Here is a 26233-nt window from a genome sequence, read left to right as displayed (position 1 = left end):
TTTCAGGAACCTTCGAGATGAGCGAATACTCCCTTTTCACCTCCGAGTCCGTGTCCGAAGGGCATCCGGACAAAATCGCCGACCAGATTTCGGACGCCGTGCTGGACGCGATCATCGCCCAGGACAAGTACGCCCGCGTCGCCTGTGAAACGCTGGTCAAGACCGGCGTGGCGATCATTGCCGGCGAGGTGAGCACCTCGGCCTGGGTCGACCTCGAGGACCTGGTACGCAAGGTCATCATCGACATCGGCTACAACAGCTCCGACGTCGGCTTTGACGGTGCCACCTGCGCCGTGATGAACATCATCGGCAAGCAGTCGGTGGACATTGCCCAAGGCGTCGACCGTTCCAAGCCAGAAGACCAAGGCGCCGGTGACCAGGGCCTGATGTTCGGCTACGCCAGCAACGAGACCGAAGTGCTGATGCCAGCGCCGATCTGCTTCTCGCATCGCCTGGTCGAGCGTCAGGCCGAAGCACGCAAGTCCGGCCTGCTGCCCTGGCTGCGCCCGGATGCCAAATCGCAGGTCACCTGCCGTTACGAAGGTGGCAAGGTCGTGGGTATCGATGCGGTGGTGCTGTCCACCCAGCATAACCCCGAGGTGTCGCAGAAAGACCTGCAGGAAGCGGTCATGGAGCTGATCGTCAAGCACACGCTGCCTGCCGAACTGCTGCACAAAGGTACCCAGTACCACATCAACCCGACGGGCAACTTCATCATCGGCGGCCCGGTCGGTGACTGCGGCCTGACCGGTCGCAAAATCATCGTCGACTCCTACGGTGGCATGGCCCGCCACGGCGGCGGCGCGTTCTCGGGCAAGGACCCGTCCAAGGTCGACCGTTCCGCCGCCTATGCCGGCCGCTACGTGGCCAAGAACATCGTCGCCGCCGGCCTGGCCGAGCGCTGCGAGATCCAGGTCTCGTATGCCATCGGCGTGGCCCAACCGACCTCCATCTCGATCAATACCTTCGGCACTGGCAAGGTGTCGGACGAGAAGATCATCCAGCTGGTGCGCGAGTGCTTCGATCTGCGTCCATACGCCATTACGACCATGCTCGACCTGCTGCACCCGATGTACCAGGAAACCGCTGCTTACGGCCACTTCGGTCGCACCCCGCAGCAGAAAACCGTGGGTGACGACACCTTCACCACCTTCACTTGGGAACGCACTGACCGCGCTGAAGCGCTGCGTGACGCTGCCGGCCTGTAATTTCCTACAGCGCTGAGCGAAAGCCCCTGCCGAGCAATCGGCAGGGGCTTTTTTGTGACATATCGCCTGACAAACCGCCCGAGGCGAACACCGTGAAAACCCCATAGGCTCGGCACACTTCAAGCCACGCAAGGAAGCGGGCCATGCCAATCGTATTGCTGCTGATCATGGTGGTGTTGCACCTGCCGCCGACCTGGGCCAACCCGTGCCCGGACTGGACACCGGCACGCTCACACGCACAGATCGCCCAACTGAGCGCAACGCTCGCCCATTGGGACGAACGTTATCACCGTGACGGCGTGGCACTGGTGGCCGATGAGCTGTATGACCAGAGCCGCGATCACCTGGCCATGTTGCAGCGCTGCGTTGGCCTTGCGACCGAGGCCTCGCCGCTGGCCAGGGCGGGCGGTCCGGTCGTCCATCCCGTGCCGCACACCGGCGTGCAGAAGCTGGCCGACTTCCAGCGGGTTGCCGGCTGGATGACTGGCAAGACCGACCTGTGGGTACAGCCAAAGGTCGATGGCGTGGCGGTGTCACTGATCTACCGCCAGGGCCGGCTGACCCAGTTGATCAGCCGAGGCGACGGGGTCCGGGGGCACGATTGGAGCCGCCATATCCCACAACTCGAAGGGATTGTCCGGCAGCTGCCCCGCCCGCTCGATCTGTCGCTGCAAGGCGAGCTCTACTTGCGCCTTGAAGGCCACATACAGGCAAGCGCAGGGGGCCTCAATGCCCGTGGCACGGTCGCCGGCCTGCTCGCTCGCCACCAGATCGACGAGGAACAAGGCGCCCGCCTCGGTCTGTTCGTCTGGGAGTGGCCCAAGGGGCCTGAACAGCAAACCGAGCGCCTGTCACAGCTGGCCCAACTGGGCTTTGCGGACAGTCAGCGCTACAGCGTTGCGATAAACACCCCCGAAGAAGCTGCGCGGTGGCGGGACCACTGGTTCGGCACGCCGCTACCCTTCGCCAGCGATGGGGTGATCCTGCGCCAGGGCGAACGCCCGCCTGCCCAACGCTGGCAGGCCAAGGCGCCGTACTGGATCGCAGCCTGGAAATACCCCTACGCACAAAAATTGGCGCAGGTGCGCGAGGTGCGCTTCCAAATCGGACGCACAGGTAAGGTCACCCCCATCGTTCACGTCGAGCCGGTGACCCTCGATGACCGACGCGTGACCCGTGTCAGCCTGGGCTCGCTGTCACGCTGGCAGGCATTGGACGTTCGTCCAGGCGACCAGATAGCCATCAGCTTGGCAGGGCTGACCATCCCCCGTTTCGACCAGATCGTGCATTACTCGGTCGAGCGCCAGCCAGTCACTGCACCGGCAATCGACCAATACCATGCCCACAGCTGCTGGCGTGCCGGAGAAGGCTGTAATGAGCAGTTCATCGCTCGCCTCAGCTGGCTGGCCGGCAAACAAGGCCTGGCCCTGCCAGGAACGGGCCCAGGAACCTGGCGACGGCTGGTCGAGGCAGGCCTGGTTTCGACGATGACCGACTGGCTGGAGCTCGATGCCGGGCGCCTGCAACAGGTGCCAGGCATCAGCACCCTGAGGGCAGCCCAGTTGCTGGCCGCCTTCGAACAGGCCCGCTTGCGTCCATTCACACAATGGGTTCGCGGTATCGGGACACCTATCGGCAAGGGGGTGGCGCTGCCCGGTGACTGGCCGACGGTGGTTGCCCAGACGCGTGGGCAGTGGCAAGCCCAGCCTGGCATCGGCTCGAAACGGGCGGACGAACTTGCGCGATTCTTCGCCAGCGCCGAGGTGCAAGCCATTGGGTCACATCTGGCCGGGCAAGGTGTAGACGGGTTCTCGGAGCAGCCGCTCAGGCCTGAGCAATGATTATTTACCAAAAAAACTGTAGGAAAAGCCGGAGATTTAGCGGCCCAGTCTTATCAAGGGTTCCTAAATGGCCAAAACCAAGGCAGGATTTCCATCCAGAATTTTTCTCGTTGCCCTGCCCCGTCCAGGAGGCTTTTCATGAAACGCTTTTCTTCCCTTTTTCTGCTCGCGGCCTTGGGCCTGGGCGCAGGCGCTGCACAGGCCGCCGCGCCCGATGCCGGCCTGACCGGTTGCGATGCCAAGCGCAGCGCGATCGAGAACCAGCTCAAGATCGCCCGTGAGCACGGCAATGCCGCGCAGGCGGCCGGGCTGGAGGAGGCCTTGCGTGGCGTGGCCAACTGCACCGAGGCCAGCCTGCGCAAAGAGCGTGAGCAGAAGGTGCTCGATGCGCGCCATGAGGTGGCCCAGCGGGAGAAGGACCTGAAAAAGGCCGAGAAGAAAGGCGATGCCGAAAAAATCAACAAGCGCAAGGACAAGCTCGCCGAGTCCCGCAAGGAACTGCAGGACGCGGTAGACGACCTTGACCGCTGAGGCCAGCGCCTGAGGCGGCGCACGGGCCAGCCGCCGCCTGCCGCGTCATTCAATGGTTACGAAATTCGCTGTGGCACGCCCGGCATGCGTTTTCGACCTTGTCCATGGGTGCCTTCAACTGCGCAGCGTCCAGCGACGGCTGGCGGGTCGCTTGCACCAGCGCTCCGGTGGCTGCCTCCAGCTGCCGGGCCAGGTCTTGAAAGCGGGCCTGCCGTTGCCACACCTCGGGGCGCGCCGCGCTGCCTTCGCCCTCGGGTACCTGCGCAAAGTGCTGCCAGGGTTGGTGAGACAGCGTATCCAGGGTGTCCGCCCCTTGGGCGAAGCGACCGGCGTCGAACGGCAGTCGACCACGCAACATGCCGCCCAGGTCCTCGCTTGTCTTGAGCATGTCCTTGAAGATGGCCTTGCGCTTGCCCAGTGGCGAGTTGGGGTCAACGCCCCCGCAACCTGTCAGGCCACTACCCAAGGTCAATGCTGCAAGCACCACAACGCCCAACCGCTTAAACATCTCGCCTACCCATGCCTGGAAAAAGGGCCGGCCAGTATCGCTGCCAATGGGCGAAAGACCAATAGCCACATAAAAAACAAGGGTGAACCGCGTGTTCGTCCATGACAGGAATACACCGATGAAACATGCCTTGCGCCACCTGGCCTGGACACTCCCGCTACTGGCCTTGCTGGCCGGCTGCGACAACGACCAGACGGCAAAGCCCGAGCCCCACGCCATCGCAACCTACGCGCCTGGTACCTGGAAAGACCTGCCCACGGTCAGCGACGAAGACCTGCTCGCCGGTTTCTATGCCTGGCGCAGCGGCTGCGAAAAGCTCAAGCGCGACCCGGTCTGGGCGGCCACCTGTGAAGCCGCTGGGAGCCAGCCGGCAAGCGCTGCACAGGTGCGCACCTTTCTCGAGCAGAACCTTGAGGTCTATGGCCTGCGTTCGGCTGACAACAGTGCCAACGGCTTGATCACCGGCTATTACGAACCTGTCTACCCCGGCAGCCTGACCCCCTCTGCCACCTATGATGTGGCGGTCTACGGCCCTCCCGAAGACATGATCACGGTGGACCTGGCCAGCGTGTACCCCGAACTCAAGGGCAAGCGCCTGCGTGGTCGCCTCGAAGGGCGCGTGCTCAAGCCCTACGACACTGCTGAGGTCATCAACCGCAACGGCGCCAAGGCCCCGGTACTGGCCTGGCTGACCGACCCGATGGACTTGCAGTTCCTGCAGATCCAGGGCTCTGGTCGCGTCCAATTGGAGGACGGGCGCCAGCTGCGCCTGGGTTACGCTGACCAGAACGGTCATCCGTATCGTCCGATTGGCCGCTGGCTGGTCGAGCAAGGGCAGCTGAAAAAAGAAGACGTGAGCATGGGCGCCATTCATGCGTGGGCCCAGTCCAACCCTTCACGGGTTCCCGAATTGCTGGCCAGCAACCCCAGCTACGTGTTCTTCAGCACGCGCCCCGACAGCAACGAAGGGCCACGTGGCTCGCTCAACGTTCCACTGACGGCGGGCTACAGCGTGGCTATCGACCGCAAGGTCATCCCGCTTGGCAGCCTGCTGTGGCTATCGACCACCCGACCGGACGGCAGCCCCGTTGTGCGCCCGGTCGCGGCCCAGGACACTGGGGGCGCTATCGCAGGCGAGGTTCGCGCCGACCTGTTCTGGGGGACCGGCCAGGCAGCCGGAGACCTGGCCGGGAACATGAAGCAGCAGGGCCAGATCTGGATGCTGTGGCCCAAGGGCCAACCGCTGCCTGAAGTGCCCAAGGTCCCGTGACAGGGGCCTCGGCACCGGGCGATGCGGTCAGGCCGAGACCACGAAGAACGCCACGATGATTGCAAGGCCAGCGAACCAGACCAGCGAGCGCAGTGCCGCCCAGTCGGCGAGGTAGCAGATGATGTAGAGCAGCCGACTGGTGATGTACATCACACCCAGCACATCCTGGGTCACCTGTTCGGCGTTGCCGACGATGTCTGCCACCAGCACAGCGGCGGCGAATGCCGGAAAGGCTTCGTAACCGTTCTGCTGGGCTGAGTGCGCGCGGCGCGGCAGCCCCGACAGGGTATCGAGGAAGGCGCGCGGGTCATGGTTGTGCTTCAAGCCGAACCGGCCGCTCGCCAGCTTGGCGATCAGCGCACAGAGCGGCGGCAGGATCAGCGCGATCAGGATGCACCACAGGGCAACGGTCATGGACGGGGTTCCTCATTTGTCAGTCGGTCAGAGCTTCATTACCAGCATACCTGCCAGTACCAGCCCGCAAGCTAGGAGTCTTGGCCCGCCGAAAGGTTCTTTGAGGTAGCGCATCCCCAGCAACACCACAAGGATCACGCTCAGCTCGCGCAGCGCCGCTGCCTCGGCCACCGACCCCAGGTGCATCGCCCAGAGCACCAGGGCATAACTGAACAGCACGCACAGGCCGACGGCAAGGCCCAGCCGCCACTGGGTTTTCCAGAACAGCACGAACGGTGCCCGTCGCGCCACTGCGGCCAGCGCGGGGAATTGCCAGGCACTGAGCAGCGTCAGCCACACCAAGTAGTCCCATGGCTTGCCCCATTCGCGCACGGCCTGACCGTCGAACCAGGTATAGCACCCGATGCACAGCCCGATCAGGGCCACCACCGGCAACATCGACCACGGCAGCCGGTCTCCGCCACCGCCCTGCCACAACAGGCAGGCCATGCCACAGGGAATCAGCAGAATGCCGATGATCTGCTGCTGGCTCAGGGGTTCTCCGGCAAACGCCAGGGTCAGCGCCAGTACGACCAGAGGCGACAGCCCACGCATCAGCGGGTAGACCAGGCCCAGGTCACCCACGCGGTACGCCTTGATCAGCAGCCAGCGGTACAGCTGCTCGGCAAACGCCGAAGCCAGCAACCAGGGCCAGATACCGGCAGGCGGGATGTCCACGAAAGCCACCGCAGGCATCACCAGGGCCAGGGCCACCGTGTCCATGCTGGCAATGACCAGCAGGCGCTCGCCGCTGAATTTGATCAGGGTGTTCCAGGTCGCATGAAGCAAGGCAGCGATCAGCACCAGAGACGTGGCCAACACGCGGTGGGTCCTCAAGGGGTTACCGGACGCAGACTATAAGCCCTGGCCAGGTGAGCGCGTCAATCACGAAGCGGCCTCGCCCCCCTGTTACAGCCCGCCCACCGCCTTTGGCAGGGCGCTAATGGGAGCGATTAATGCAAAATCGGTCAAACCCTGTGCCCCGAACCCCTCGTCAGGTCATCAAAGAGCTGCCCGAGTCATTCGGGTGACGACTTGGAAGCCACTGTTACAGGAATCGGGATGCTTGAATTAGTTGCCGCGTTTATCTGCCTTACCACCCTTCTCACCTATGTGAACTACCGATTCATCGGCCTGCCACCTGCGATCGGCGTGATGGTCACGGCCTTGCTGTTCTCGCTCATGCTTCAGGCATTGAGCCTGATCGGCTTTCCTGGCCTGGAAGCCCGCGTCGAAGCGCTGATGAACCAGATCGACTTCAATGACCTGCTGATGCACTGGATGCTGGCGTTCCTGCTGTTCGCCGGTGCCTTGCACGTGAACTTGTCCGACCTGCGCAGCTACCGCTGGCCCATCGGCCTGCTGGCGACCGTGGGCGTGCTGATCGCCACCGTGGTCATCGGCTACCTGTCGCACTGGGTGTTCGCGATGTTCGGCTGGCAGGTGCCGCTGATCTACTGCCTGCTGTTCGGCGCGCTCATCTCGCCGACCGACCCGATTGCGGTGTTGGGCGCCCTGCGTACGGCCAATGCTCCTAAACCCCTGAAGACCACCATCGTCGGCGAGTCGCTGTTCAACGACGGTACTGCCGTTGTGGTCTTCACCGTGCTGCTGGGCATCATCCAGCTCGGTGAAACCCCGAGCATCGCCGACACGGCGCTGCTGTTCGTTCGCGAGGCCATCGGTGGCGTGCTGTTTGGCGGTGTGATCGGCTACGCCACCTACCGCATGATCAAGAGTGTGGAGCAATACCAAGTCGAGGTCATGCTGACCCTGGCGCTGGTGATCGGTGGCTCGGCGATGTGCTATGAGTTGCACGTCTCGGCCCCTATCGCGATGGTGGTGGCGGGCCTGATCATCGGCAACCTGGGGCGCAACCTGGCGATGAACGACATGACCCGTCGCTACATGGACGGTTTCTGGGAGTTGATCGACGATATGCTCAACGCGCTGCTGTTCGCGTTGATCGGCCTGGAGCTGCTGTTGCTGCCTTTCAACTGGCTGCACATGGCCGCCGGCAGTGTATTGGCGCTGGCCGTGCTGCTCTCGCGCCTGCTGACCGTGGCGCCGGCCATCGTGTTGCTGCGGCGTTGGCGCCCGGTGCCCAAGGGCACGGTGCGGGTGCTGACCTGGGGTGGCCTGCGTGGTGGAGTATCGGTAGCCCTGGCGCTGTCGTTGCCTTTGGGTGAAGAGCGTGACCTGCTGCTGTCGATCACCTACATCGTGGTGCTGTCCTCGATCCTGGTGCAGGGCCTGAGCATCGGCAAGGTGGTACGCAGGGTCAGCGTACAACCCTGAAAGAAGCGGGGCTGCACCCTGCAGCCCCAGACCGTCACTCCACGGCGGAGTCGGGGAACTGGTCCTGCACGTACTTGATTTCGGTACGCCCGTGGGGCGCAGGCAGCCCGTCCTCGCCCAGGTTCACGAAGACCATGCGTTCGACGGTCAGGATGCTCTTGCGCGTGATCTTGTTGCGCACTTCGCAGCGCAGCGTGATCGAGGTGCGGCCGAACTCGGTGGCGGTGATGCCCAGTTCGATGATGTCGCCCTTGCGCGAGGCACTGACGAAATTGATTTCGGACATGTACTTGGTCACCACGCGCTGGTTGCCCAGCTGCACGATGGCATAGATGGCCGCTTCCTCGTCGATCCAGCGCAGCAGGCTGCCACCGAACAGCGTGCCGTTGGGGTTGAGGTCTTCGGGTTTAACCCATTTGCGGGTGTGGAAGTTCATCGGGACTCCTGAGCATCCTGGCTTGCGTAAAACGATGATGGCAGAGCGGCCAGCGCCGCTCCACCCAACATCGACTATCGTCTCGATTAATCGACAGAAAACCTTGGGGATGGTGCCGCACCCGGCTATAATCGTGGCCGTTTTACATGGCCGTCCACAGCGGCGCCATGCCCGCCACCTGTCCGAGGGGCGCTGCAGCAGGCTCGACCTGTCAGGCTCGGATGGGGCGTTGTCCGCTCCCGCGGACGCTCAACGCACAACGGCGCCCATTCGCACACTACGAATGGAGGCTCTGATGAGCGCTGCAAACATGCCTGCTGGTTTTACCGATTTCAAAGTTGCCGACATCTCCCTGGCCGCCTGGGGCCGTCGCGAAACCATCATCGCCGAATCGGAAATGCCTGCGCTGATGGGCCTGCGCCGCAAGTACCAGGCCGAGCAACCGCTCAAGGGTGCCAAAATCCTGGGCTGCATCCACATGACCATCCAGACTGCCGTGCTGATCGAAACCCTGGTCGCCCTGGGTGCCGAAGTGCGCTGGTCGTCGTGCAACATCTTCTCCACCCAGGACCAGGCCGCCGCCTCCATCGCAGCCGCCGGTATCCCGGTCTTCGCCTGGAAGGGTGAAACCGAGCAGGAATACGAATGGTGCCTGGAACAGACCATCCTCAAGGACGGCCAGCCCTGGGACGCCAACATGGTCCTGGACGACGGTGGCGACCTTACCGAACTGCTGCACAAGAAGTACCCACAGGTGCTCGAGCGCGTCCACGGCGTGACCGAAGAAACCACCACCGGCGTGCACCGCCTGCTGGACATGCTGGCCAAAGGCGAGCTGAAGGTTCCGGCCATCAACGTCAACGACTCGGTCACCAAGAGCAAGAACGACAACAAGTACGGCTGCCGTCACAGCCTGAACGATGCCATCAAGCGCGGTACCGACCACCTCCTGTCGGGCAAGCAGGCCCTGGTGATCGGCTACGGTGACGTGGGCAAGGGCTCGGCTCAGTCGCTGCGTCAGGAAGGCATGATCGTCAAGGTCACCGAAGTCGACCCCATCTGCGCGATGCAGGCGTGCATGGACGGTTTCGAAGTGGTATCGCCCTTCCTCGATGGCCTGAACGATGGCACCGAAGCCAGTGTCGACAAGGCGCTGCTGGGCAAGATCGACCTGATCGTCACCACCACCGGTAACGTGAACGTCTGCGACGCCAACATGCTCAAGGCCCTGAAAAAGCGTGCCGTTGTCTGCAACATCGGTCACTTCGACAACGAAATCGACACGGCCTTCATGCGCAAGAACTGGGCATGGGAAGAGGTCAAGCCGCAGGTGCACAAGATCCACCGTACCGGCGCCGGCAGCTTCGATCCTCAGAACGACGACTACCTGATCCTGCTGGCCGAAGGCCGCCTGGTCAACCTGGGCAATGCCACTGGCCACCCAAGCCGCATCATGGATGGCTCCTTCGCCAACCAGGTCCTGGCACAGATCTTCCTGTTCGAGCAGAAGTACGCCGACCTGTCGGCCGAGAAGAAAGCCGAGCGCCTGACGGTCGAAGTGCTGCCCAAGAAGCTCGACGAAGAAGTGGCCCTGGAAATGGTCCGCGGTTTCGGCGGCGTGGTCACCCAGTTGACCAAGCAGCAGGCCGACTACATCGGCGTAACCGTTGAAGGCCCGTTCAAGCCAGACGCCTACCGTTACTGATCGGTACGCTTCAAGCGCCAGGCAGTGCCAGACTGTGGCATTGCCGCTTGAAGTGCACGCCTGAAAGAAACGTGAACGATGCCAGGCCAGGTCGGCCATCACCGACCTGGCTTCTACTTGCAGCTTGCAGCTTTGGGCTTGCTGTTAGAGGAACGAGTGATGTCACAAGAACGCCGTTACAGTTTCGAGTTCTTCCCGACCAAAACCGACGCAGGTCATGAAAAGCTGATGGGCGTGGCGCGCCAGTTGGCCGCCTGCAACCCTGACTTCTTCTCCTGCACCTACGGCGCCGGCGGTTCCACCCGCGACCGCACGCTCAACACGGTATTGCAGCTGGAAAGCCAAGTGCAGGTGCCGGCTGCGCCCCACCTCTCGTGCGTAGGCGATACCAAGGCCGAGTTGCGCGCGCTGCTGGCCGAGTACAAGCAAGTCGGCATCAAGCGTATCGTCGCACTGCGCGGTGACCTGCCTTCGGGCATGGGCATGGCCAGTGGCGAGCTGCGTTATGCCAGTGACCTGGTCGAGTTCATCCGTCAGGAAACGGGTGACCATTTCCACCTCGAAGTCGCCGCCTACCCCGAGATGCATCCACAGGCACGCAACTTCGAAGCCGATCTGGCCAATTTCGCGCACAAGGTCAAGGCCGGTGCCGACAGCGCCATCACCCAGTACTTCTTCAACGCCGACAGCTACTTCTACTTCGTCGAGCGAGCCCAGAAGCTGGGCGTGGACATCCCCGTGGTGCCCGGCATCATGCCGATCACCAACTACAGCAAGCTGGCGCGTTTCTCCGACGCTTGCGGCGCCGAAATTCCACGCTGGATTCGCAAACAGCTCGAAGCCTATGCGGACGATACGGCCAGCATCCAGGCCTTCGGTGAAGAAGTCATAACCCGCATGTGCGAGGAGCTGCTGCAAGGCGGTGCACCGAGCCTGCACTTCTACACCTTGAACCAGGCAGAACCGAGCATGGCGATCTGGAACAACCTCCAGCCGTCTCGTTGAAGCCCGATGGACCACGTGCTGGTAGCTGACCGGCGCCTGGTTCATACGCACGTGTCGCAGGCCCCACCTGCGGCGCCCTGCCTCGCCCAATCCGGCACTGGTCTTGACCTGGCCGAGCGCGTAATCTCCGGGCATGCCAATCTCCGCCCGTCTGATCTGGATCCTGCTGCTTTTTTGCCTCAGCCCGTTCGCGCTGGGCGAGCGCTTGCGCCTGGTAAGCGATGACTGGGCACCCTATGTCTATCAGCAAAACGGCCAGCCGCGTGGCATCGACTACGAGGTCACGACCGAGGTATTGCGTCGTCTTGGGTACGAGGTCCAATGGCAGTTCATGCCCTTCAAGCGGTGCCTGGCAATGATCGAGCAGGGCCAGGCCGACGGCATCATGGATGTCTTCCAGGTCGAGTCCCGCCACCCTTATTTGCTGTATGTCCCGGAACCCATGTCCACGGCCGAGTTGATCCTGTTCCAGACCAAGGCTCGCCGCCATGAGGTATCGAGCCTGGATGCGCTGGCCGGCCTGACCGTGGGCACCTCGCCAGGCTACAACTACAGTGCGGCGTTCAATGAGGCTACCTTCTTCAAGCGCGAAGCGGCGCCGACCCATGAAGCGAACTTTGGCAAGCTGGCGCTGGGGCGCATAGACCTTGCGATTACCGACCGCAGGGTCGGCCTGCATGTCATCCGGCTCATGGGTCTGGAGCAGCAGATCGAAGCCTTGCCGCTTGTCGTCAGTCGCCAGCCCCAGTACCTGGGCCTGGCCCGCAAGCCTGGGCGTGAGGTACTGGCCCAGGCCTTTGCCGAGGAACTGCGGCGATTCAAGCAGGAACCGGCCTACGCGGCCATCATGGACCACTACACACACGACCCTGAGAACCTTGCGAACGCCGTTGAGCAGCAGGAAAGCAGCACAGCGCGCTAGCTCTGTTATACTCGGGCCTTCCCGCCCGGCTCACGCCCGGACGCTCGGCCTCGCAACAGGCATCCCGATCGGCATCGACGCACTCTGGCGTCAGCCCTCCGTTTCCCGGATGTGCAGTGAAAGCCCAGCTGGACCGGACGCGATCGCATCTTGCCGATGCCCGTCGCGCCAGGCAGAACATCCCTACGGGCCCAGCCCACACGAGAACAGGATTGCCCATGTCCTTTGCTTCCCTCGGTCTCTCCGAGGCTCTTGTCCGCGCCATTGAAGCCGCGGGCTATACCCAGCCGACCCCCGTGCAACAGCGGGCAGTTCCCGCCGTGTTGCAAGGCCGCGACCTGATGGTCGCCGCACAGACCGGTACCGGTAAGACCGGCGGTTTCGCCCTGCCGATTCTCGAACGTCTGTTCCCGGCAGGTCACCCGGACAAATCCCAGCGCCATGGCCCACGTCAGCCACGGGTCCTGGTACTGACCCCTACCCGCGAACTCGCGGCCCAGGTGCACGACAGCTTCAAGCTGTATGCCCGCGACCTGCCGCTGGTCAGTGCGTGCGTCTTCGGCGGCGTCGGCATGAACCCGCAAGTGCAGGCCATTGCCAAGGGCGTCGACGTCCTGGTTGCCTGCCCTGGTCGCCTGCTCGATCTGGCCGGTCAAGGCAAGGTCGACCTGGCCCATGTAGAAATTCTGGTATTGGATGAAGCTGACCGCATGCTCGACATGGGCTTCATCCACGACGTCAAGAAAGTGCTGGCCCGCCTGCCTGCCAAACGCCAGAACCTGTTGTTCTCGGCCACGTTCTCCAAGGACATCACTGACCTTGCCGACAAGCTCCTGCACAACCCGGAGCGCATCGAGGTCACCCCGCCAAACACCACCGTCGAGCGCATCGAGCAGCGTGTCTACCGCCTGCCGGCCAGCCACAAGCGTGCCCTGCTGGCGCACTTGATCACCCTGGGTGCGTGGGAGCAGGTACTGGTCTTCACCCGTACCAAGCATGGCGCCAACCGCCTGGCCGAGTACCTGGAAAAGCACGGCCTGACTGCCGCAGCCATCCATGGCAACAAGAGCCAGAACGCACGCACCAAGGCCTTGGCTGACTTCAAGGCCAACAACATTCGCGTGCTGGTCGCCACCGACATCGCCGCCCGTGGCCTGGACATCGACCAACTGCCCCACGTCGTCAACTTCGAGCTGCCCAACGTCGAAGAAGATTACGTGCACCGCATTGGCCGTACTGGCCGCGCCGGTCGCTCTGGCGAGGCCATTTCCCTGGTGGCACCTGACGAGGAGAAACTGCTCAAGAGTATCGAGCGCGTGACCCGTCAGAAGATCGCTGACGGCGACCTGATGGGCTTCGATGCCAGCCAGGTCGAGGCCGAGAAGCCTGAAGTACGCGAATGCCAGCAGCCCAATGGCCGTGGCGGTCGTAGTCAGCAGGCCCGCGGCGAGGGCAGCAAGGACGCCAACGGTGGCCGCAAGGATAAGGGCAAGGACAAGGGCAAAACCCGCCAGCAGGCTGCGGACAAACCCGCTGACAAGGAAAAGTCCGGCGACAGGCAGCAACAGCCGCGCAAGCCACGTGACAAGAAGCCTCGTCAGCAACAGGCCAGCAACGCGACCCCTCCGGCCATGCAGCCCAACCGCGATCCGGAAGAGTTTCTGGATGACGATGTGGATAACTTCGGTAACCGGGCTGACTACGTGAGCCCGTACCAGAATGGCAAGGGCCAAGGCCGCAACCGTCGCCCAGCCGGTAATGGTAGTCAACCGCAAGGAGGTACGCCGCGTACCAATGCCGGTGGTCAAGGCCGCAACAACGGTCAACCCCGTACTGGCGGTGGTGAGAAACGCCCGCCTCGTGCCAATAATGGCGGCACTGCTCGTCGTGACGGCGGCGCGCGTGGTGGTCGCCCACCGCGTGACGCAGCTGCCCGCCAGGAACCGGCCGTAGGCAACACGCGCCAGCCACAGCATCAGCCTGTGATCATCCGCAAGGAATCCAAGCTGGACCGTTATCCGACCCCCGAGCAACTGGACGATCTGCCAAGCCGTCCGCGGGGCGAACGCCCGGCACTGCTGACCCGCAAGGGGTCGTAAACGAAAACGGGGCCGCTTGCGGCCCCGTTTTTCATTCGGCTGACACGTATTACTTCTGCTTCACGCCTTCGACACTGATATCCAGATCCAGCGTCTGCGAGGTTGGGCCGGGGCCTTCGATGCCGAAGTCATTCAGGTTCAAGGTGGTGGTGGCATTGAAGCCAGCGCGCTCACCGCCCCATGGGTCCTTGCCTTCACCGTTGAAGGTGGCCTTGAAAGTCACCGGCTTGGTCACGCCGTGCAGGGTCAGGTCACCCATGACGTCAGCGGTCTTGTCACCGGTGGACTTGACGCTGGTGGACACGAACTTGGCATCCGGATACTTCTTAACGTCCAGGAAGTCGGGGCTGGCAATGTGCTTGTCACGCTCGGCGTGGTTCGACCACAGGCTGGCGGTTTTCAGGTCGACACTGATCTTGCTGGCTTCAGGCTTGGCACTGTCCCACGTGAAGTTACCGTCGAAATCCTTGAACGTACCGTGAATGAAGCTGTAGCCCAGGTGGCTGATCTTCCAGTCCACGAAAGCGTGCTGGCCTTCCTTGTCGATCTTGTACTCGGCTGCCATGGCCTGGCCAGCGGAGAACAGAGCAGTACCGAGCGCCAGAGCGGCAAAAGTCTTTTTCAACATCGTTACTTCCTTCCTTTGCGATTGAGGTTGAGCGTCAAGCTTTGCGGCCCAGCATACGCATGAGGGTCGCGTCACGGTCGATGAAATGGTGCTTGAGTGCGGCCAGGGCATGCAACCCCGCAAAAACCACCACCCCCCACGCCAGCCACAGGTGGATGACACCGGCCAGATCCGCCTGGTCTGGCAGATTGCTGACCAGGGCAGGCACCTCGAACAGGCCAAACACCGGGATCCCCACGCCGTCGGCGGTGGAAATCAGGTAACCGGCAATCATCACGGCGAACAACCCCAGGTACAGGGCCAGATGCCCCAGCTTGGCACCCAATCGGGTGAGCGGGCCATAACTGGCAAGTGCCGGCGGCGGCGGGCTCACAAAACGCCACAGCACGCGCAACAGCATCACCGCCAGCAGCATCAGACCAATGCTTTTATGCAGGTCTGGGCCGGCCTTGCGCCATGGGTCATAGTAGTCGAGCCCGACCATCCACAATCCGAGGCCGAAAAGACTGAAGACGGTCAGCGCCACGCCCCAGTGCATGAGAATGCTGACAGCGCCGTAACGTGAAGATGAATTGCGCACTTGCATGTTGGCGTTCTTCCCCGTGAAAGCTATGCAAAGACTAGCGTCAAACGTATCGAATAAAAGCGGAAAAACTTGCTTTGGATTATCGACAAATCCGATAGCAATTTTCATAGAAGGCTATTAAGGAAACGTTAACGCCGATATCAGGCAGCGAGCGCTTCGATCAATGCGCATGGCACAGGGCTCAGTCGAGTGGCTGAGCCCTGCGGTTAGGCGCCGCCGGGGCGGTACCGGGCAGGCCGGCGGTATCAGCTCGCTTTGGCCTGGCTATCGGTCAAAGGCTTCTTGGCTGGCGCCGGCTTGGTAGCCGCTTTTTTGCTGTCGGCAGGCTTGTGAGCTGGCTTGTGGGCCGATTTGGCCGCTGGCTTGTGGGCCGGCGCCTGCTTGACCGGGGCGGCCTTGGTGGCTGCCGCCTTGGTGGGTGCTGCCTTGACGGCGGGCGCCGGGCTGGCCGGTGCCTGCTGTGGCGCTTGCGCTGCAGGCTGCGCGACGGGGGGTGCTACAGGGGCTGCGTCAATTGCCTTTGCCGCCGGTTGAGGCTCTGGCGCTGGGGTTTCCTTGGCACCGAACAGGCGAGCGAAGAAGCCTGGCTTCTTCTGACCCGTCGCGTCGGCCGATTGGGCCTCAGGCTTGGCCGGCGCTTGGTCGCCTGCCTTGTCTTTGTTGGACGCGCCGCCGAAGAGGTTGGTGAAGAAATTGCCCTTGCTCTTGGCCGCTGCCGCACCTGCTGCGGCTGTCGCGGCAGCCGGCACGGCCTTGACTGGGTCGAACGACTTGCCGGCCAGCAGGTCCTGCACTTGGCCGGCAGCCCGTTGACCGCTACGCAGTGCGCCTTCAAGCGTGCCTGGGTACAGGGCATCGGTGTGCTCACCGGCAAACGCGATGCGTTGCACCGGGCGCTCCCAAAGACGCCAGTACTTGCTGATCTGGCCAGGTCCATAGGCCAGGTAGGCACCCCCAGTGCCGGCATCGGCGCTGTAGCGCTTGACTTCATAGCCGGTGAAGGCGCCGCGGGCCTGAGGGTAGAAGGTGTGCAGGCGAATGAGCACCTGGTCGACCATTTGCTTGTCGCCAAAGGCCTGCAGCAGGCGGGCGTTGTCGCCGGAAAGGTTGATCACCACATTGGCACCGCCCTTGAGGGCCGGCTCGATCCACAACATGCCCAGGCCGGTATTGCTGAAGATCTCGCCCGACATGCGCGCCCGGCTTTCCCACACCGGTTTCTTGAACTTGAGCATGACCTGGTCGCGCCAGCCGTAGTTGGTGCCCTTGAGCGCCGCCACATGCTGGTTATCCAGGCCAGGTGTCATCTGGATCTTGGCCAGTGCGCGCAGGGGCACGGCCATCACCAGGTAATCGGCGCGATAACCCACGCTGCCGACTTTCACGGTGACGCCATCCTTGTCCTGAACGATTGCACTTACCGGCGAGTCGGTCTTGATGGTCTTCAGTTGCTTGACGAATGCCTGCGCCAACACCGGGCTGCCGCCAGGAAGCCGCGCTGCACGCAGATCACGGTCGCTCACGTCACGGTAGACGCGGTTCTGCTGAGCGAAATACAACAGCGACAAGCGCGATGGCTCGTCGTAGCGGCTGCGGATCTGCTGGTTGACCAGCTGACGGGCGGTGGCAGGCAGCTGCAACTTGTCCAGCCAGGAGGACACGTTGATCTGGTCCAGGGCGAACAGGGTGCTGGTCGCCTGGGGGTTGAGCGGATCGTCGATCGAACGGGCCAGGTCGTCCAGGGTTTTCTCGTAGCGCTTGAGGGCTTCGGCCGTGGCCGGCTGCTTGAGGGCCAGGTCTGCGGCGCTGAAATACTCGCCATCGATCAGGTAGCCAGGGGTGCGCACGAATTCCGGCGCTGGCAGCGTGTCGAGCTTGAAGCGATCAACGTACTGGTTGAGTACAGGCTGCGCCTTGGTATTGCCGATCCATTCGCTGGTGGCCAGGCCCGAGCGGCCGCCCATGCCTGCCTTGGCTTCGAGCAAGGTCACCTGCCAGCCCTTGTTCTGCAGCTCATAAGCTGCGGTCAGGCCTGCCATGCCGCCACCCACGACGATTGCCGTGGGCATCTTGTCACTCGCCAGCGCGGCACCGCTGGAAACACCAATCAATACCAACGCGCACAGGCGCACCCAAGCAGCAGCCATGTTGGCGAACTCCGAGTCAAAGGTTGCAGAAAACAGAGAGAGGCGGGATGCCCCGAGAGAGGCGCTAGAATACGTCACCGCTGCCAGGGCTGCCAGCGTAGTGACATCAAGTGGTCTGGCTAAATGACATTTTCTGGCGGGTTGTTCTCACCCGTGCCATTGCTTAGGCTTACGCCCCCACGCCGCCAAGCCAGGAGAAATGCTCATGGGCCTCAATGATCAGTGGATGCAGCGCGACCTCAAGGTCCTCTGGCACCCCTGCACCCAGATGAAAGACCACGAGCAACTGCCGCTGATACCGATCAAGCGCGGGGAAGGCGTGTGGCTCGAGGATTTCGAGGGCCGGCGCTACCTGGATGCCGTGAGCAGCTGGTGGGTCAACGTGTTCGGCCATGCCAACCCGCGTATCAATCAGCGCATCAAGGAGCAGGTCGACCAGCTTGAGCACGTGATTCTGGCAGGCTTTAGCCACCAGCCTGTGATCGAGCTGTCCGAACGCCTGGTGGCCATGACACCGACTGGGCTCGACCGGGTGTTCTACGCCGACAATGGCTCCTCGTGCATCGAAGTGGCGCTGAAGATGAGCTTCCACTACTGGCAGAACGTCGGCAAGCCGGACAAGAAGCGGTTCGTCACCCTGACCAACAGCTATCACGGTGAAACCATCGCGGCCATGTCCGTCGGTGATGTCCCGCTGTTCACCGAAACCTACAAGGCGTTGCTGCTCGACACCCTGAAAGTCCCAAGCCCCGATTGCTACCTGCGTCCGGAGGGCGTCAGTTGGGAGGCGCATTCGCGCACCCTGTTCCAAGTCATGGAGCAGACCTTGGCCGAGCATCATGCCTCGATCAGCGCGGTCATCATCGAGCCGTTGATCCAGGGCGCCGGTGGCATGCGCATGTACCATCCGGTCTATCTCAAGCTTTTGCGCGAAGCCTGCGATCGCTACGACGTGCACCTGATCCATGACGAGATCGCGGTTGGCTTCGGTCGTACGGGCACGATGTTCGCCTGCGAGCAGGCAGGTATTCGCCCGGACTTCCTGTGCCTGTCCAAGGCCCTGACCGGGGGGTATCTGCCCCTGGCCGCCTGCCTGACCACCGACAAGGTGTACCAGGCGTTCTATGACGACTACCGCACCTTGCGCGCGTTCCTGCATTCGCACAGCTACACGGGTAACCCACTGGCGTGCGCGGCCGCATTGGCCACCCTCGACATCTTCGAGCAGGACAACGTGATCGAGGCCAACAAGGCGCTGGCCACGCGCATGGCCACCGCCACCGCGCATCTGGCCGACCATGCCCACGTGGCCGAGATTCGCCAGACCGGCATGGTCCTGGCCATCGAAATGGTCCAGGACAAAGCCGGCAAAGTGCCCTACCCCTGGCAGGCGCGACGCGGCCTTAAAGTGTTCGAGCATGCCCTGACCCGTGGCGCGCTGCTGCGTCCGCTGGGCAGTGTGGTGTATTTCCTGCCACCGTATATCATCACGCCCGAACAGATCGACTTCCTGGCCGAAGTGGCCAGCGAAGGCATCGACATCGCCACCCGCGACAGCACCTGCGTGACGGTGCCCAGCACCTTCCACCCGGATTTTCGCGATCCGGGCTGATTACGGGGCGAAGGCCAGGCCTTCGACCGCGCCGGAACCTGCGCTGCGCATGCGTCATGCCAGCGCGGGCCTTCCGGTTGTCCTTACCTTTTCAGAGCTTACCCATGAGACTGTCCCGCTTTTTCATCGACGCTACCCTGAGCCTTGGGGAACACGACCTGCCCGAGGCACAGGCCCACTACATCGGCCGCGTATTGCGCATGGCGGCGGGTGACCCCGTGCAGCTGTTCGACGGCAGCGGCCAGGAATACCGTGGGCAGTTGCTGGAGGTGGGCAAGAAGGCCGTGCGTGTGAGCCTGGACCAGGCATTCGCTGGCCAGGCCGATTCCCCCCTGCAGGTGCACCTGGGTCAAGGGCTGTCGCGGGGCGAGCGTATGGACTGGGCCATCCAGAAAGCCACTGAGCTGGGCGCCAATGAAATCACCCCGATCGTCAGCGAGCGGTGCGAGGTGCGCCTGAAGGACGAGCGTGCCGACAAACGCCTGGCCCACTGGCGGCAAGTGGCGATCAGCGCCTGCGAACAGTGTGGCCGCTCCAGCCTGCCGATCATCCACCCACCCATCACCTTGACTGAGTGGCTGGCCGCAACCCAGGCGCAGCTCAAGCTGGTGTTGCACCCGGTGGCCGAACCGCTGGTCAGCCATGCCAGACCGGCAAGCCTGGCTTTTCTGATCGGTCCCGAAGGCGGCTTGAGCGAACCCGAGGTCGAGCAGGCCAAGGCAGCGGGCTTTCATGCAGCGCGCCTTGGCCCGCGGGTATTGCGCACTGAAACTGCGCCGGTGGTAGCCCTTTCGGTGGCGCAACAGCTCTGGGGCGATTTCTAAGCCTTCTCAGGGGAGCAGAGGCTGCTCACAGGCTGGGTTCATCAGCGCACGTAGTGCGACACTGCCACGAAATGCATCAGGCTGCCGGCAATCACGAACAGGTGCCAGATGCCATGCCAGTGGCGAAAGCGCCGGTCGAATGCGAAAAATATGATGCCCACGGTGTAGAACACGCCCCCTGCGGCCAACCAGGCAAAACCGGCCGTACCCAGCGCCTCCAGCAACGGGTTGACCGCGACCAGCACGATCCAGCCCATCACGGCGTAGATCACGATGGACAAGACGCGTGCTTCGGAGCGGGGCTTGATTTCCTGCAACATGCCCAGTACGGCCAGCCCCCAGACGATGCCGAACAGGCTCCAGCCCCAGGGCCCGCGCAGGCTGATCAGGCAGAAGGGCGTGTAGCTGCCAGCGATCAGCAGGTAGATGGAGAGGTGATCGAGCTTGCGCATGATCACCTTCGCCCGCCCTCGCGTGCTGTGATACAGCGTGGAAATGCTGTACAGCAACAGCAGCGTGCCACCGTAGATGGAGAAACTGACGATCTTCCAGGGGTCCCCCTGCAAGATGGCGCCGATGATCAGCCAGAGGGCACCGAGGCCTGCCAGCAACGCACCCACCAAGTGGGTCCAGGCATTGAAGCGTTCACCGTAATACATGCATTTAAAGACCTTTCGAAACCCAGCTAGTTTCAGCCGCGACACTCGACGCGTACCGGCGGCACGCTCTAACCCGGCGTTTGCAGCCTGCCGCTGCGCTGTGCGTCCCTGACCAGGCGCTCGAGCCCGACCAGGTCAGGCACGCGCGCCACCTGATCCCCTACCTGGACAGCGGCCAACTCAAGGGGTGCCAACGCCACGTCAACGTAGTTGAGCTGGCTGTCGAGCTTGCACGAGCGCGGTATGTCTTGCAGCAACAAGGCCAGGTAACGCAACCCCGTGTCGCCCAGTGCGTTGAGCACCACCACACGGGCCCGTTCTCCACAGGGCGTATGGCTGTCACAGGCCGCTTCGAAGCCGATCAGGGGCAAGCGCTGCTGGCGCCAGTCGACCCAGCCCAGGTGCCAGGGCAGGTCACCGCGCTGACACGCTACATTGCGCAGCCCACTGAGTTCGGCTACGGCCACATTGGGCAGCACCAACGTACGGTCGCCCAATGGCAGCAACAGCCCGGTAAGGCTGCTGCGCTGCCCGGCTATCAGTTCAAGCATGGGACTGGCTCCACCGGAGGATGCTGTGCAGCAAGACCGACTCCTGATAAGGCTTGCCGAGGTATTCGTTGACCCCGATGGCCATGGCTCGGTCGCGGTGCTTGTGCCCCGTACGCGAGGTGATCATGATGATGGGCAGCGCCTTGAGGCGGGCGTCCTGGCGAATGCGGGTCGCCACTTCGAAACCGTCCATGCGCGGCATTTCGATATCCAGCAGCAACACATCGGGCCGGTGCCCTTCCAGCACCGCCATGGCATCCACCCCGTCCTTGGCGGTGATCACGCTCATGCCATGGCGCTCAAGCAGGCGGCTGGTGACCTTGCGCACCGTGACCGAATCGTCTACCACCATCACCAGCAAGGTGCGGTCCGGGGTCGCTGCCGGCAGCAACCCACGCGGCGTGCCTCCAGGCAAACGAGCAAGCCGCCGTTGCTGGCCACGCAATTGCCCCAACAGGTCGAGAATCAACACGACGCGCCCATCCCCCAGCAGCGTTGCACCCGACAGGCCGGCAACGGCCGCAAACTGCGGGCCCAGGCTTTTGACCACGATCTCCCGGCTGGGCGACAGGCTGTCGACCTGAACGGCGAACGACTGCTCCTGTGAATGCACCAGCAACAAGGGCAGCGGCACGCTCTGGCCCAGCAGCGTAGGACGCGGCGCGCCCTGCACCAGCTCGCCCAGGTAGCGCAGCTGGTACTGATGGCCTGCGTAGGTGTAGCGCGGCGGCTCCTGCTCGTAGCAACCTGCCAGCTCAGCGGGCGGTACCCTCACGATGCCTTCGATGGTGTTGAGCGGGATGGCGTACTGCTCGTCGCCCAGGTGCACCATCAGCGCGCGGTTGATCGACACCGTGAACGGCAGGCGAATCTGAAAACGCGCCCCTTTGCCCTGGGCCGACTCGATGGTCATCGAGCCGCCCAACTGCTTGACCTCCTCGTGGACCACGTCCATGCCCAGGCCTCGCCCTGAGATCTGCGTGATCTTTTCGGCCGTGGAAAAGCCCGGCCTGAGGATGAACTGCAGTATCTCGTGGTCGCTCAGCTGTGCCTGCGGGTCGAGCAGGCCGCGCTTGATCGCCTTGAGTCGGACGGCTTGTAGGGGTACGCCGGCGCCATCGTCGGTCATCTCGATGACGATGTCCGCCCCCTCGTGCAGCAGGTTCAGGTGGATCGTGCCCTGCTCAGGCTTACCCGCAGCCAATCGGGCTTCGCGGCTTTCCAGGCCATGGTCGACGGCATTGCGCAACATGTGTTCAAGCGGCGCCACCATGCGTTCCAGCACACTGCGGTCCAGCTCGCCCTCGGCGTTGCCCACCACCAGCTCGACCTGCTTGCCCAGCTCGCTCGCCACCTGCCGCACCACGCGCTGCAAGCGTGGCACCAGGCGTTCGAAAGGCACCATCAACGTTGCCGTCAGGCCCTCCTGCAACTGGCTGTTGACCCGCGCCTGCTGCTGGAGCAGGCCGTAGGCTTCCTGGGCGCGCTGGGCCATGGTTTCCTTCAGGTCCAGCAGGTCCGAGGCCGACTCGAACAGCGCCCGCGACAACTGCTGCAGCTGGGAGTGGCGGTCCATTTCCAGTGGGTCGAAGTCTTCATAGACATCGCCCTCCAGCTGCTGGCGGCTGGAGATCCGCCCCTGAGTTTCGATATCCAGGCGCAGCAGCTGGTCACGCATGCGCTCGAGCGTGGTTTCCATTTCGTTGAGGGTGAACTGGGCGTCATTGACCTGCTGCTCGATGCGTCCACGGATGATCGAGTGCTCACCGGCCAGGTTGCCCAGGTCGTCCAGCAATTCGGCATCGACCTTGACCATGTCCCCCGGCACTCGCTCGGGGGTTACTGCCGGACCTTCGCTGGCGGCAGTTTCGACCGGGCTGGTGCCGGCCGCGCTGTCGGTCAGGCCTGCGCTGCTGAAGTTGCGGATGTAATCGATCAGCGCCGTGGCGGCGTGCAGCGGTTGCCCCAGGCGCACCGCATCGAGCATGTGCGCCAGGCGGTCGTGGCAGTTCTGCAACAGCGAGAACAGGGCCCCGCTCGGTGGCAGGCGCCCTGCCGCGAGCAACTCGTACAAAAATTCCAGTTCATGGGCCAGGTCACCGATGGGGCCGATTTCGACCATGCGTGCCACCCCTTTGAGGGTGTGCAGGTCGCGCATCAGGTTGTCCACCTCCACCGTGCTGCGCGGGTCGGCCTGCCATCGCGCCAGCGCTGCAGCGGCGCTCTCGACGATGTCCGAGCTTTCTTCGAGGAAAACCTCCATCAGCTCTTCCCCGGCGCTTTCCGGAGCTTGTGACGGCGGCACTGGCGCGGGGTCGAGGGCCAGGTCTGGGGCTGGCGTGTCGATCAGTTGCACGTCCATGTCCGGGTGCAGCGGTGTGACGCTGTCGAGGCCCACGCGCCCGGTGGCATCGGGTGCCAGCCCTTGCCCCTGAAGTTCGCGCAGGCGAGCCACCAGCGGCGTACGCGGGACTACGTCCTGGCCGGCAGCCAGCTCGTCGAGCATGTCCAGCAGCGCCTCGTGGGCGTGCTGGGCATGGGTGAAGAACTGCGCATCGGCAGGCAGGCTGCCCTCCTCCACTGCACCGTACAGGTCCAGCAAGGCTTCGCACACCTCATCGACCTGCCACAGATCGGCCGAATGGGCGGCATGGGCAAGCTCGGTCATGTCATCGAGCAGTGTCTCCAAGGCCGCCCGTTGAGCCGGGCGCCGCTGCCAGTCGGCCAGCAACGACTCGGCGTCCAGCAAACGATCCATGGCTTGCGACAGGAAAGCTGCGACCTGTTGCGGGTCGCGGGCGTTGCCGGTCGAGGCATGCGCATCGCCGCCCAGGGCGGCGATGCGCGTATCGATGGCCAACTCGACCTGCTCGATCAATTGGGCCGCACCAGGCAGTGGCTCGAACGGGGTGGTGGATAACTGCGCCAGGCCCTGCCCGAACATCGAGGCGGCGGACTTGAGCCAGTGCAGCTCTGTTTCATCGAGCAGCAGGTCGTGCGCCTTGTACTCGCGCACCAGTCGGTCGAACACGGTGGCAAGTTCGGCGATGGGCACAACTCCGGCCATGGCCGCACTGCCCTTGAGGGTGTGCAAGGCCCGCTGCAGGGCGTCGTCTACAGGGACGCCGTGCTGGGCATTTGCCAGGAACCCGTCGAGGCTGGCCAGGTGGCCTTGGGCCTCGCCACGGAAGATGTCCAGTAACTGCGGGTCGAGCCCCTGCGCGCTGGCCGCGGCTGGCAGGTCGCGCTCGGCAAGGGCATGCAGGTGGCCCACCAGTTGCTGTACGGCGCTCACATGCGGCAGGTGCCCCGCGGCGAAGTCGGCGAGCACCTCGGGCAGTTGCGCGAACGCTTGCTCAAGCGCCATCTGCCCGTCCGCACCAAGCACGTTGCGCCCGGCAAGCACACGGTTGAGCAAGTGCTCGGCGGCCCAGGCCAGCTCTGCCAACGCCTGGGCATGCACCAGGCGGCCTGCGCCCTTGAGCGTATGCAATGCCCTATGCACTTCGATCAGCGCGTTGTGCTGCTGGTGGTCGGCACGCCAAGTCAACCAGTGCCGCTCAATGTCCTGAAGCAATGCTTGGGCTTCTTCGATGAATACGCCACGCAATTCGTCCTGAAGGCCATCCGCCTCTTCCAGATCGGCATGCTCTTCAACGGTGGAACAGTGCACGCCCAACGCCCCCAGGCGCTCGCGAGCCATGACGATGAAGCGCTGAGCGTCGGCCAGCGGGTCGGCCACGCGCCATTGCAGATAGCATTCGCCAGCGCTCAAGGCTTCGGCCAGCAGCGTCAGTTCCTCGGACGAGGGGTCGGCCTGCGCCTGTTGTACCCAGCCCTGGACAAACACCGTGCAGCGCGCGAACACCTCGGCAGCGGCCGGCAACATCAGCATGGCCAGGGCGCCGCGCACCTGCTGGAGCAAGCCTGGCAAGGCCTGCAGGTGCTGACGGGGCCAGCCCGACTCCAGGCAATCGCCCATCAGGTCCTTGGCCTGCTGCAACACGTTCAGCGACTCTCGCAGCACGACCAGGCGAATCTCGGCGACATCGGCGCCCGGCAGGCCTGGCTCCCCCCCTTCTTCGAGTGGTCCGACCATGCCGTTGAGCGTGGCTTCCACGTACAACAAGGCCCCCGCCACATCCATCAGCACCGCGTCATCCACGGCCCGATCGCCCTCGGCCAGCCCTTGCAGCGTCATCACTTGATCGATGATGACCCGACGCGGCTGCTGGAAACCCAGCACGGCCAGGGTATCGGCCACGTGGCGCAGGGGCGCGAGCAACACCTCCAGTTGTTCATTGTGCTGCCGGTCGCTGCGCACGAACTGGTCCAGGCGGTCCTTGATGCGCATGAGGTCGTCACACAATGCCGCCACTACCGACCTTAGCGCGTCGCGGCCCTCCCCAGCCTGCAACTGCTCGCGCCAGTTGCCCAATGACACGTCAAGGTTCGCCAGGTCCTGGGCACCTGCCAGACGCTGGCCTGCATTGCCGAGCAGGCGGCCATGAACCACCGGTTCCGCGCCCCGGCAGGCACGTAGCTGGTTCAGGAGCGGCAACATCACCAGTGGCAAGTCATGGCGTGCACCGCGCAGACGTTCCAGGTAGGAAGGCAACAGCTCCAGGCCCTTGAACAACGCGCCCAGGCAGTCGCCTCGCGGGGTGACCTTACCGTTGGCCAGGTCGGTCACGAGCATCTCCAGCTCCTGGGCAAGGCGCGTTGCCCCAGGCAACTCCAGCATCACCAGGCAACCGTGCACCTGGTGCAGGTTGTCCGCCACGAAGGTGAGTAGCGACAGGTCTTCAGGCTCGCCAGCAAAGCGTTCCAGCGCCTGGCGCCCCTGCCCCAGGCAATCGAGCAGGGCAGCCTTGGTCCAGGCCAGGCCCACGGTATCGTGGCGGGCGGGGCCAGCAATGGGGCCGGGCATGGGCGTGGACATGGGCATTT

At 63.5% G+C, this 26233-nt stretch carries 21 protein-coding genes and 1 riboswitch; of the genes, 11 read left to right on the top strand and 10 right to left on the bottom strand.

Going from position 1 to position 26233, the window contains the following annotated elements:
* The first annotated feature begins 17 nt into the window (after positions 1 to 17).
* The 3 genes from metK (at position 18) to MOP87_RS01120 (ending at position 3580) form a co-directional block, all read left to right on the top strand.
* Positions 18 to 1208, top strand: coding sequence for a methionine adenosyltransferase (metK, locus tag MOP87_RS01130; protein ID WP_023532964.1), 1191 nt, complete (start codon positions 18 to 20; stop codon positions 1206 to 1208).
* Positions 1209 to 1351: 143 nt separating this feature from the next.
* Entirely contained in the window at positions 1352 to 3049 is a 1698-nt protein-coding gene (gene ligB, locus MOP87_RS01125; protein WP_242810023.1) for an NAD-dependent DNA ligase LigB, read from the top strand.
* Positions 3050 to 3187: 138 nt separating this feature from the next.
* Entirely contained in the window at positions 3188 to 3580 is a 393-nt protein-coding gene (locus tag MOP87_RS01120; RefSeq protein ID WP_027914017.1) for a DUF1090 domain-containing protein, read from the top strand.
* Between the two features lie 49 nt (positions 3581 to 3629).
* On the opposite strand, the gene MOP87_RS01115 is transcribed toward MOP87_RS01120, so the two are convergent.
* A complete protein-coding gene (locus MOP87_RS01115) occupies positions 3630 to 4088 on the bottom strand; it encodes a cytochrome c (protein WP_027914018.1) in 459 nt (152 codons plus the stop codon).
* Positions 4089 to 4206: 118 nt separating this feature from the next.
* On the opposite strand from MOP87_RS01115, the gene MOP87_RS01110 reads away from it, so the two are divergent.
* Positions 4207 to 5358 (top strand): murein transglycosylase A, encoded by a 1152-nt coding sequence (locus MOP87_RS01110; RefSeq protein ID WP_027914019.1) that lies wholly within the window; start codon positions 4207 to 4209, stop codon positions 5356 to 5358.
* A 27-nt stretch (positions 5359 to 5385) separates the two neighbouring features.
* Here MOP87_RS01110 and MOP87_RS01105 read toward each other — a convergent pair whose 3' ends face one another.
* Together MOP87_RS01105 and MOP87_RS01100 are read right to left on the bottom strand one after the other, a co-directional pair.
* Positions 5386 to 5772, bottom strand: coding sequence for an MAPEG family protein (locus MOP87_RS01105; protein ID WP_023533046.1), 387 nt, complete (start codon positions 5770 to 5772; stop codon positions 5386 to 5388).
* A 27-nt stretch (positions 5773 to 5799) separates the two neighbouring features.
* Positions 5800 to 6633, bottom strand: a complete 834-nt coding sequence (locus MOP87_RS01100) for a DMT family transporter (protein ID WP_028687247.1) — start codon at positions 6631 to 6633, stop codon at positions 5800 to 5802.
* Between the two features lie 240 nt (positions 6634 to 6873).
* Here MOP87_RS01100 and MOP87_RS01095 point away from each other — a divergent pair, with 240 nt between their 5' ends.
* Entirely contained in the window at positions 6874 to 8109 is a 1236-nt protein-coding gene (locus MOP87_RS01095; RefSeq protein WP_027914021.1) for a sodium:proton antiporter, read from the top strand.
* A gap of 34 nt (positions 8110 to 8143) precedes the next feature.
* Here MOP87_RS01095 and MOP87_RS01090 read toward each other — a convergent pair whose 3' ends face one another.
* Positions 8144 to 8545, bottom strand: coding sequence for a hotdog domain-containing protein (locus tag MOP87_RS01090; protein ID WP_023533000.1), 402 nt, complete (start codon positions 8543 to 8545; stop codon positions 8144 to 8146).
* 178 nt (positions 8546 to 8723) lie between these two features.
* Positions 8724 to 8820: riboswitch (S-adenosyl-L-homocysteine riboswitch) on the top strand.
* 20 nt (positions 8821 to 8840) lie between these two features.
* On the opposite strand from MOP87_RS01090, the gene ahcY reads away from it, so the two are divergent.
* From ahcY to MOP87_RS01070, 4 genes are all read left to right on the top strand, one after another.
* Positions 8841 to 10250 (top strand): adenosylhomocysteinase, encoded by a 1410-nt coding sequence (ahcY, locus tag MOP87_RS01085; RefSeq protein WP_027914022.1) that lies wholly within the window; start codon positions 8841 to 8843, stop codon positions 10248 to 10250.
* Positions 10251 to 10409: 159 nt separating this feature from the next.
* Positions 10410 to 11255: a methylenetetrahydrofolate reductase [NAD(P)H] gene (gene metF / locus MOP87_RS01080; RefSeq protein WP_027914023.1), complete on the top strand. Its 846-nt coding sequence runs from the start codon at positions 10410 to 10412 to the stop codon at positions 11253 to 11255.
* A 133-nt stretch (positions 11256 to 11388) separates the two neighbouring features.
* A complete protein-coding gene (locus MOP87_RS01075; RefSeq protein WP_027914024.1) occupies positions 11389 to 12177 on the top strand; it encodes a transporter substrate-binding domain-containing protein in 789 nt (262 codons plus the stop codon).
* A 218-nt stretch (positions 12178 to 12395) separates the two neighbouring features.
* The gene (locus MOP87_RS01070) at positions 12396 to 14276 is read left to right on the top strand and encodes a DEAD/DEAH box helicase (RefSeq protein WP_242810022.1); all 1881 of its coding nucleotides are present in this window, start codon (positions 12396 to 12398) and stop codon (positions 14274 to 14276) included.
* 49 nt (positions 14277 to 14325) lie between these two features.
* Here the strand turns inward: MOP87_RS01070 and MOP87_RS01065 are convergent, their stop codons facing one another.
* From MOP87_RS01065 to MOP87_RS01055, 3 genes are all read right to left on the bottom strand, one after another.
* Entirely contained in the window at positions 14326 to 14904 is a 579-nt protein-coding gene (locus MOP87_RS01065) for a YceI family protein (protein ID WP_145279391.1), read from the bottom strand.
* 34 nt (positions 14905 to 14938) lie between these two features.
* On the bottom strand, positions 14939 to 15490 hold the full coding sequence (locus tag MOP87_RS01060; RefSeq protein ID WP_027914027.1) for a cytochrome b: 552 nt from the start codon (positions 15488 to 15490) through the stop codon (positions 14939 to 14941).
* Between the two features lie 245 nt (positions 15491 to 15735).
* The gene (locus MOP87_RS01055) at positions 15736 to 17637 is read right to left on the bottom strand and encodes a flavin monoamine oxidase family protein (RefSeq protein ID WP_242810021.1); all 1902 of its coding nucleotides are present in this window, start codon (positions 17635 to 17637) and stop codon (positions 15736 to 15738) included.
* Positions 17638 to 17842: 205 nt separating this feature from the next.
* Between MOP87_RS01055 and MOP87_RS01050 the strand changes: the two genes are divergently transcribed.
* Positions 17843 to 19249 (top strand): adenosylmethionine--8-amino-7-oxononanoate transaminase, encoded by a 1407-nt coding sequence (locus tag MOP87_RS01050; RefSeq protein WP_027914029.1) that lies wholly within the window; start codon positions 17843 to 17845, stop codon positions 19247 to 19249.
* A 104-nt stretch (positions 19250 to 19353) separates the two neighbouring features.
* Complete coding sequence (locus tag MOP87_RS01045) at positions 19354 to 20073, top strand: 16S rRNA (uracil(1498)-N(3))-methyltransferase (protein ID WP_027914030.1); 720 nt, start codon at positions 19354 to 19356, stop codon at positions 20071 to 20073.
* 41 nt (positions 20074 to 20114) lie between these two features.
* Here the strand turns inward: MOP87_RS01045 and MOP87_RS01040 are convergent, their stop codons facing one another.
* The 3 genes from MOP87_RS01040 to MOP87_RS01030 form a co-directional block, all read right to left on the bottom strand.
* Positions 20115 to 20732 (bottom strand): hemolysin III family protein, encoded by a 618-nt coding sequence (locus MOP87_RS01040; RefSeq protein ID WP_027914031.1) that lies wholly within the window; start codon positions 20730 to 20732, stop codon positions 20115 to 20117.
* Between the two features lie 68 nt (positions 20733 to 20800).
* Positions 20801 to 21283 carry a chemotaxis protein CheW gene (locus tag MOP87_RS01035; RefSeq protein WP_023532942.1) on the bottom strand — a complete coding sequence of 161 codons (483 nt, stop codon included), beginning with the start codon at positions 21281 to 21283 and terminating at the stop codon, positions 20801 to 20803.
* The gene (locus MOP87_RS01030; protein ID WP_242810020.1) at positions 21276 to 26225 is read right to left on the bottom strand and encodes an Hpt domain-containing protein; all 4950 of its coding nucleotides are present in this window, start codon (positions 26223 to 26225) and stop codon (positions 21276 to 21278) included. Before MOP87_RS01030 ends, MOP87_RS01035 begins: the two co-directional genes overlap by 8 nt.
* Positions 26226 to 26233: the final 8 nt, after the last annotated feature.

The organism is Pseudomonas sp. I3-I5, from assembly GCF_022699445.1.
Classification (GTDB): Bacteria; Pseudomonadota; Gammaproteobacteria; order Pseudomonadales; family Pseudomonadaceae; genus Aquipseudomonas; species Aquipseudomonas fulva.
This window is presented reverse-complemented; position numbering and strand designations above follow the sequence as displayed.